8 protein-coding genes, 1 pseudogene and 1 riboswitch are annotated in these 7,427 nt (G+C 51.8%); of the genes and pseudogenes, 4 read left to right on the top strand and 5 right to left on the bottom strand.

Annotation, left to right across the window (positions count from 1 at the left end; all coding sequences use genetic code 11):
• The 5 genes from AQR02_RS25475 to AQR02_RS25455 form a co-directional block, all read right to left on the bottom strand.
• Positions 1 to 246 (bottom strand): ATP-binding cassette domain-containing protein (locus tag AQR02_RS25475; RefSeq protein WP_148449214.1); only part of this gene is annotated, 246 nt, incomplete at its 3' end.
• A gap of 335 nt (positions 247 to 581) precedes the next feature.
• Positions 582 to 1,343 carry an ABC transporter permease gene (locus AQR02_RS25470; protein WP_054943178.1) on the bottom strand — a complete coding sequence of 254 codons (762 nt, stop codon included), beginning with the start codon at positions 1,341 to 1,343 and terminating at the stop codon, positions 582 to 584.
• Positions 1,340 to 1,630: a thiamine-binding protein gene (locus AQR02_RS25465; RefSeq protein ID WP_054943239.1), complete on the bottom strand. Its 291-nt coding sequence runs from the start codon at positions 1,628 to 1,630 to the stop codon at positions 1,340 to 1,342. Before AQR02_RS25465 ends, AQR02_RS25470 begins: the two co-directional genes overlap by 4 nt.
• Positions 1,631 to 1,666: 36 nt before the next feature.
• Entirely contained in the window at positions 1,667 to 2,728 is a 1,062-nt protein-coding gene (locus tag AQR02_RS25460) for an ABC transporter substrate-binding protein (protein ID WP_054943177.1), read from the bottom strand.
• A gap of 136 nt (positions 2,729 to 2,864) precedes the next feature.
• Positions 2,865 to 2,975, bottom strand: a riboswitch (TPP riboswitch).
• A gap of 71 nt (positions 2,976 to 3,046) precedes the next feature.
• On the bottom strand, positions 3,047 to 4,507 hold the full coding sequence (locus AQR02_RS25455; protein ID WP_054943176.1) for a hypothetical protein: 1,461 nt from the start codon (positions 4,505 to 4,507) through the stop codon (positions 3,047 to 3,049).
• A gap of 267 nt (positions 4,508 to 4,774) precedes the next feature.
• Between AQR02_RS25455 and AQR02_RS25450 the strand changes: the two genes are divergently transcribed.
• The 4 genes and pseudogenes from AQR02_RS25450 to AQR02_RS25435 form a co-directional block, all read left to right on the top strand.
• On the top strand, positions 4,775 to 5,209 hold the full coding sequence (locus tag AQR02_RS25450) for a pyridoxamine 5'-phosphate oxidase family protein (RefSeq protein ID WP_054943175.1): 435 nt from the start codon (positions 4,775 to 4,777) through the stop codon (positions 5,207 to 5,209).
• 172 nt (positions 5,210 to 5,381) lie between these two features.
• Positions 5,382 to 6,419, top strand: coding sequence for an EAL domain-containing protein (locus AQR02_RS25445; RefSeq protein WP_054943174.1), 1,038 nt, complete (start codon positions 5,382 to 5,384; stop codon positions 6,417 to 6,419).
• A gap of 148 nt (positions 6,420 to 6,567) precedes the next feature.
• Positions 6,568 to 7,242 (top strand): response regulator transcription factor, encoded by a 675-nt coding sequence (locus tag AQR02_RS25440; protein ID WP_054943173.1) that lies wholly within the window; start codon positions 6,568 to 6,570, stop codon positions 7,240 to 7,242.
• Positions 7,239 to 7,427: pseudogene (locus AQR02_RS25435) on the top strand (hypothetical protein); the annotation flags it as partial. The gene AQR02_RS25440 and the pseudogene AQR02_RS25435, both read left to right, overlap by 4 nt.

Genomic DNA, 7,427 nt, shown 5'->3' with positions numbered 1-7,427 from the left:
GAACAGGGTGCTTTTACCGCAGCCGGACGGTCCAAGGATGGAGACGAATTCCTGCGGCTCCACCGTCAGGGACACATTGTCCAGCACACGGGTTCTGCTGCGGCCCCGGGTGAACGTCTTGGAGATGCCGCTGACCTCAAGGGCGGGCGGCCTGCTCCGGGCAGCAGTACGGCCTGCTGTACTTGCGGGATCCGAAGGACTTTCGGACCCGGCCTTTGTTATTCCGGCATCAGTTAGTCGAGTCATGTGGGTTAGCCTCCTTTCCGGTTAGATTCGCAGCGTGTCACCACGAATAAGCGGCTTGCTAAGAAATAATGGGAAAACCTCCACCTATTTGTCTAAGTCTCGTCTAACCCCGAGACTTAGTTGGAAATACTCCAGTTAAATCCCCCTGAATTGCCTTTTCCGGACCATAGGGGAGAAATTAGTTGGAGAAATTCCCGCTGCTGTCTGTCTCTGCCCCTTCATAAGGCGATTAGGTGGAGAAGATCCCACTAAGGTCAGACTCCATTTTGTCCTGAGGAAGGCTTGGATAAAGTATTTTTGCTGCTCTTACTCCATTGCCTTCCGGCTTCCTTTGTTCAAGGGGTCTTACGCGGCTTCCAGCGCACCAGCCATCTCTCCAACAGGGCAATAATAGCGAACAGTACAAGACTTAACAGTACAATAATAGCAATAGCAACAAACACATTGTCCGTGTGATAGGCCGACTTCTGGAGCAGCATGTAGTAGCCGAGTCCCTTGTCCGCGCCGATCCACTCGGCAACGACTGCGCCCATTACGGCGTAAGTGGCGGAGATTCTGACGCCGGAGAACAGTGCGGGCAGGGAGCCGGGCAGCTCCAGCTTGGTGAAGATCTGCCACTGGCTTGCGCCGGCCATCTTCATATAGTTCATCATCGTCCGGTCGCTCTGCGCCAGGCCGCCCATAGCGGCAACTGCAACCGGGAAGAAGCAAACGAGTGTGATTAACACAATTTTTGGCAGCAAACCGAAGCCGAACCAGATGACCAGCAGCGGTGCCAGGGCAATCGAAGGCACATTCTGGCTGAGGATCAGCAGCGGATAGATCGCCCGCTTCAGCCAAGGCAGCAGATGCAGGAGCAAGGCTACGATCAGGCCGACGCCGGTGCCGATCGGGAAGCCGATCAGGGTAAGGCGCAGGGTTGCCGCGGTATGCGACCAGATGCTGGCGGCATTATCCGCAGAAGCGCGGAATATCGCGTCCGGGCCCGGCAGAAAATAGGCTTCGATCTGAAATAGAGATACGGCCGCCTGCCAGATCCCCAAAAACAAGACGACCGCCACTAAGGGCGGCCAAATCTGCTTGAAGTACGATCTCACCGGTATTTCTCCGTCAGCTTATCCATGCTGATGCCATTCGGGTTATGGGCGATTTTGATCTGTGAGATGATGCTTGGGCTTCCAGCCTCAACCAGCGCCTCATGCATCTGGCGGACGACTTCCAGGAGCTCAGTGATCTCGCCTTCCATCGTAGTATCCAGCGGGTTCACCTGATGCTTCACGCCTGACTTTTGAATAACCTCAATGGCTTTATCGACGTAAGGAATGGAATCCTCGCCATTTGGCGTTTTTGGAATAACCTGAATGCTAAGCAGTGTATTTGCCACAATAATCAACCCTCTCAGTGTACTTAGAATATCCGATTAATTCTCCGGCAAAAATTCATTAGTAAACGTGCTGTCTACATCCAGCTGCTTATCCAGCAGCTTCAGGCCGTACATCCAGTCGGCATAATTCTGCCAGACCTCTGCTTTTTGCTCGCCCCAGCGGGCGGCATCATCCTTATATTTCGGGCTGAGCCATTTCTGGCTGGCCAGGACAAGCTCAGGATCCAGATCCGGTACGGCTTTGGTCAGGATGGCTGCCGCTTCTTCCGGCTTATCGATCGCGTATTGATATCCTTTCGACGTCGCCTTGAGGAAAGCCTTCACCAGTTCAGGCTGCTCGGCGATTTCCTTCTCGCTTGTGGTCAGCACCGGCGTGTAGTAATCAAGCTGAGGCGCATAATCCTTGAGGTACAGCATATCCAGCGGCTCTCCGCGCAGCTCGGCCTCAATACCGGTCCAGGCGTAGAAAATCCAGGCGAAATCAATATCGCGTTTCACGGCGGTGAAATAATCGGCTTCCCCGATATTCACCAGCTTGACCTTCTTTACATCTCCGCCCTCAGGGTCCATGATCGCCTTCATCGCAGCTTCTTCAGCAGGTGAACCCCAGCCTCCGTAGGTTTTGCCTTCGAAATCCTTCGGCGAAGTAATCTTACGGTCCTTCGGTGCTGCGAAACCGGATGTATTATGCTGAATGATTGCGGCAATAGATACGATCGGCACATTCTGCAGACGGGCCAGTGTCAGTGCTTCCTGGGCGCTGATGCCAAAAGCGGCTTCACCCGAGGTCACCATGGTATCGGCACCGGCTGCACCGGGCTGCACGATCTCCACATCGAGCCCCTCTTCCTCATAGTATCCCAGTTCCTCGGCCGCATACAGGCCGGTGTGGTTCGTGTTCGGCGTCCAGTCCAGGGCGACCTTGATTTTGGTCAGCGGTTTTGGCGCATCGGTTGCCGCAGCGGCACTAGATTCAGGGGCAGCGGTACTGTCTGCTGCGGAGCTGCCTCCGTTGTTTCCGTTGTTGCTGCCGCATCCGGCAATAGACAGACTCAGGATGCAGGTAAGGCAGAGCATTAAGCTTTTTTTGACTCCCATTGTTCTTCTCGACTCCTTCCAGCAATCCCTAGTCTTCCAGTTTCTGAAAAAAACCATTCTGATATGCCAAAAAAAGCGCCCCGAAGATCGGGACGCCAGGTATTTGCGCAAGGTTGCAGGCTCCGGCCTCAGGGGGCCGGGAAGCATTTAAGATTCCTACGCTGGCATTATCCAGATCAGGTGTAAGGGTCAGTATCTTGCGGGATACAATCTCAGCCGGCCAATTCCAGCACCCCTGATTCTATGAAGTTTGCGGGTATTGCTTGTTCTACGCTGTATTATAGCGGCCTGCCCCGGGGTTGTCTAGTAGCGTTCCCTTCAATCCTTGGAAAAGAACCGCTTCCTGCGGCGGCTGCGGAACCCGTTCCTCAGCTCTCTAAGGGTCAGGAAGATGCTGACGGCAATCCCTGTAAAAGTGACGAACAGCGCCAAATATTCAAAGGGGGAGTAGCCCAGCATTTTGCTCCAGTCGATCCTGCCCTTTAAATCCTCGATCACCTGATTCATCCCGTAGATGCCGCTTACGACTGTAAATACAGTAAGGATCATCAGCAGCGTATCCCTGCGTTTGGCCTGAAATTTATCCTGGTATTGGAACAGATCATTTAAGGTCATTTTCACTTCCTCGAATAATGCGTCATTGCCGTAGACCTTGCGCAGCTGGAAGAAAATCTCCCGGCCCTGTGACTGCGAGATCAGCTCGAGGAAATAGAATTTCGCCGAAAATTTGTTGATCAGAAAGATCAGATTCTCGATTTCATCATAATCGTGGTTGATACGCAGACGGGAGTGCAGGTTAGCCAGCTTCAGCAGAACGATTTTATGAAAAATGCTCAGCAGCAGCCCGTAATAGTATTGGCCGTACATCTGGTTGATGAGCTGGGTAGCGATCTCAGGCTCCGCCCGGCTCAGGCAGCAGAAGGTCTGTTCATTGGTTATATAATAGGTGTCCGGGCCCCAGCGGTTATACGAATGATCCCGGACATAGCTCTCTATATACTCCGGATCGCTGGCGCTAATGTAAGGATTGCCGCTTAGATCCAGCCCGTCCAGCTGGGATGCACGGTAGCGTATCTCCACACTGAGCTCATCCTCGTTGTCCTGGGAGGTGAAGCCGTAAAAGGCCTGAACCATCATTCGTTCATCGACAAAAAAAGGCAGGGTTTCGAAATAAGCGCCGTCGAGTTCCGTTTGATCCAGAAACGGCTCCAGTCGGGGCGTCAGATCCTTGAACACAAAATCCTCTACCTGTTCGAAGGATCTGCTGTCACAGTGAATATAAGTCTGTTTGTCCTGAAAGGAGGAATCCTCCAGTGTACGGAACCGGTCGGCGAATTCCAGCACCATGCTGAACGGCAGCGTCTCTTCTTCAATGCTGACCCGCACGGTTAAGAATCCAAGCTGGAACGGGCAGATGAATACATCCGTCGACAGCACCCGGAAATGGACGGATTGCTGGGGCATCTCCAGCCGGCAGGGCAGGTCATTGACCTTCGAGAACCGGCGGAAAGAATCCTCATCCTTCTCGCGCGGGAACAGCACATGGGCTGCGAACGGCAGGTAGCTGCGCTCCATTTTTTCATGGGACACGCAGTAGCCTTCTCCGTAATAAGCATTCTCGAGATCTTTGTTATCCAGAAAAAATCGGGTAAAGCCATCCTGCAGAAGCTGCCCTGCCAGCGAGCTATCCTCCCCATCCTTAATGGAGAAGGGAAAGATAAACTGCAGCAGTGCGGTATGTAATTCCGGTTCGGCAGACACGGTCAAAAGCTTTGTCATGAATGTTTCCACCTTGTACACAGGATATCGGTATGTTCTATATTACCCTAACTTCCACGCAGCAAAGCTTAGCGGAAACAATTGCCGGTATAAAGAAGCAGCAGCGCTAATGCCGGGTGCCGCTTCTTGCCGTTCATGGATTTGTCCCGGATTCAATATGAAGGGAGCGGGTACACTATAGTGAGTACGGTTTTATCATAATCCAAACTGCGGAAGCGGATATATACATTTATATCTGCATGATTTCTGAAAGGAGCTGTTTCGTCAATGGATAACAAAGAGCTGGAGCAGACAATCATTAAGGTGCTGGATGACAACAAGTTCGGTTCCTTTGGTACGATCGAAGCCGGCAACAAGCCTAAAGTACGTTATATGGCGGTATTTCATGACGGATTAAATATTTATCTGGCTACTAACCGCAAAACGCATAAAGTAGAGGAGCTGAAGGATAATCCGAATGCTTTTCTGCTGCTTGGTTATGAAAAGGGCGGCGGTAAGGATGTGCTGGAGATTGAGGCAAGGGTTGCTGTCACGAAAGACGACAGTCTGCGCTCGAAGATCTGGAATCCATCCCTGGAAGAATGGTTTAAGGGACCGGATGATCCGGACTATGTGGTTCTTGAGCTTGAGCCTACACGGATCGAGTATATGGGCAAGAATAAGGAGCATGGTGTTTGGCAGGCTGGCACCACGGTCAGCTAATAACAGATCAACTGCTGTTCTATAAAAGAAGGTCACAGCCACCCGCAGACCCTGGTTTGCAGGTGGTTTTTTGTATAACCTTGTCATCCTGTGCTGCCCGTGGCTGAAAATTGGTAAATCATGATATAATGACTTGACCTCAGTTTGTCATTTGATGCGAAGGAGGATGTCTATGAACTGTAAGGACTGCTCTGCAATTGAGCCGGTGGAGGATGAAGGAGAGATCCGGTTTCGGCCTTTTACCTTCGTACTTGCCTCCGCTTTACGGGCTGCAGGAGTAGAGTTTGCAGGCACGAAGAATACGGGGAAGATTACGTATACATCCCGGGAGGCGCTTTTTGACCTGTTGAAGCTGCTGAATTTACTCCAGAAACAACTGGATAACTCGCTGGAGTTATGTATAAACAGCAAGACAGGCAAAGGATCGGCAGAACGCTGGGTTTCCTTGGATCAATTAGAGATAAGGTTCGCCAATGACAATCTGATTTCCATCATTTCCAACCATGATTTTACCAGTCATATGCAGCCTATTGTGAATTTTAATGAAGAGATTATAGGTTTTGAGCTGCTGCTGCGGCCGCTGCCGCAAGGAAGTGTATTTCAGCCGTATGAACTGTTCGAACTTGCACGGCAAACCGGCTTTCACTCCTTTTTGGACAGGGCTGCGCGGATCTCGGCTATTGAGACCAGTGCGAGACTGCTGCCTAAAGGCATCAAGCGGTTTATTAATTTTCTGCCTTCTTCTATTTATAATCCAAGTTTTTGTCTTACGCATACCTTTGAAGCTATAACGAGACTTGACCAGGACCCGGAGGACTTCGTATTTGAAGTTGTCGAGACTGAGCGTATTGATGATATGAGGCATCTGCAGGCGATTTTTACGGAATACCGGAAACAAGGGATGCGGGTTGCTCTGGATGATGTGGGTGCAGGCTATTCTACGGTAGAGGTCATGTCCAGTCTCCAGCCGGATTATGTTAAGATTGACCGGGCGCTGATTAGCTATTGTGATCAAGATACAGTGAAACAGAAGGCCATCAACGATATCCTAAACCGGGCTTCAGCCTTCGGAGCCGAAATACTCGCTGAAGGTATTGAGCGGCGTGAAGAGTTCCTGTATTGCCGGGATATCGGCATTCTGCTGGGCCAGGGATATCTCTTCGGTAAACCGGAGGACAAGCCCCCGGCGAGTTTCGGATTTATTGCATAAGATCATCATTTACATACTCCCCGCGGCGCTGACGGTGTATCGCCCGCCCCGGGGGTTATTTGCTGAAGAAACGGATACCGTCCTTAGGGGAAGGGAACTCCGTTTCTTCTTGTTTGGGCATTTTCTTAAGGAAAGGAACTGAAGCTGTATGAGCGTTACACTGCTGTATGTGGAGGATGACCGGGAGATTGGCAGTGCAGTCTCTGCGGATCTGCGGGAACGGGGATATGCTGTGCGCTGGCTGGAAAGCGGCGAGGGTGCAGTGGAGGCGGCTGCCGGCTGCCAACTGGCAGTTCTTGATGTGATGCTTCCCGGACTCGACGGGTTCACCGTGGGACAGAGGCTGAAACGGGCGTACCCCGGCTTGCCGATCCTGATGTTATCGGCACGTGCTTCGATCGATGACAAGCTGCAGGGACTGGAATTCGCTGACGATTATCTGACCAAGCCGTTTCATCCCGATGAATTGGCCGCACGGATAGAAGTCCTGCTGAGACGGACCGGGGCTGCCGAGCCTTCGCCGCTGGTACTTAAGCATCTTATTGTATATGAAGGAAATAATGTCATTCAGGAGGCTGCAACCGGCCGGGAGATTCTGCTGACCGGCAAGCAGTTCCAGATATTCACCTATCTGCTGCGTCATCTCGGCCAGATTCTGACCAAGGAACAGATTTATGAAGCGGTCTGGGGCGAAGCCTATATGGAGGGTGACAAAACACTGATGGTTCATATCCGCTATTTGCGCGAGAAGCTGGAGCTCGATCCGGCCGCTCCACAGATTATTGAGACCGTACGGGGCATCGGCTACCGGGTGAGGGCATGAGAAAACCCTGGCAGCTGCGCAAGTTCCATAGCTCATTGCTCTCCCGTTATTTACTGATTATTATCGCGGCCTTACTGTTCATACCCGTTGGGCTTCCTTTGTCTCTGGCAGGATACACTATGTTCAACAGCTGGACTGGGAAACAGCCGCCGGAAGAATATGCGAAGTATTCCAACATCGCCGGG

The sequence above is a fragment of the Paenibacillus ihuae genome, from assembly GCF_001368795.1.
GTDB classification, from domain to species: domain Bacteria; phylum Bacillota; class Bacilli; order Paenibacillales; family Paenibacillaceae; genus Paenibacillus_AQ; species Paenibacillus_AQ ihuae.
The sequence above is the reverse complement of the archived record's forward strand: the minus strand, read 5'-3'. Positions and strand labels throughout refer to the sequence as shown.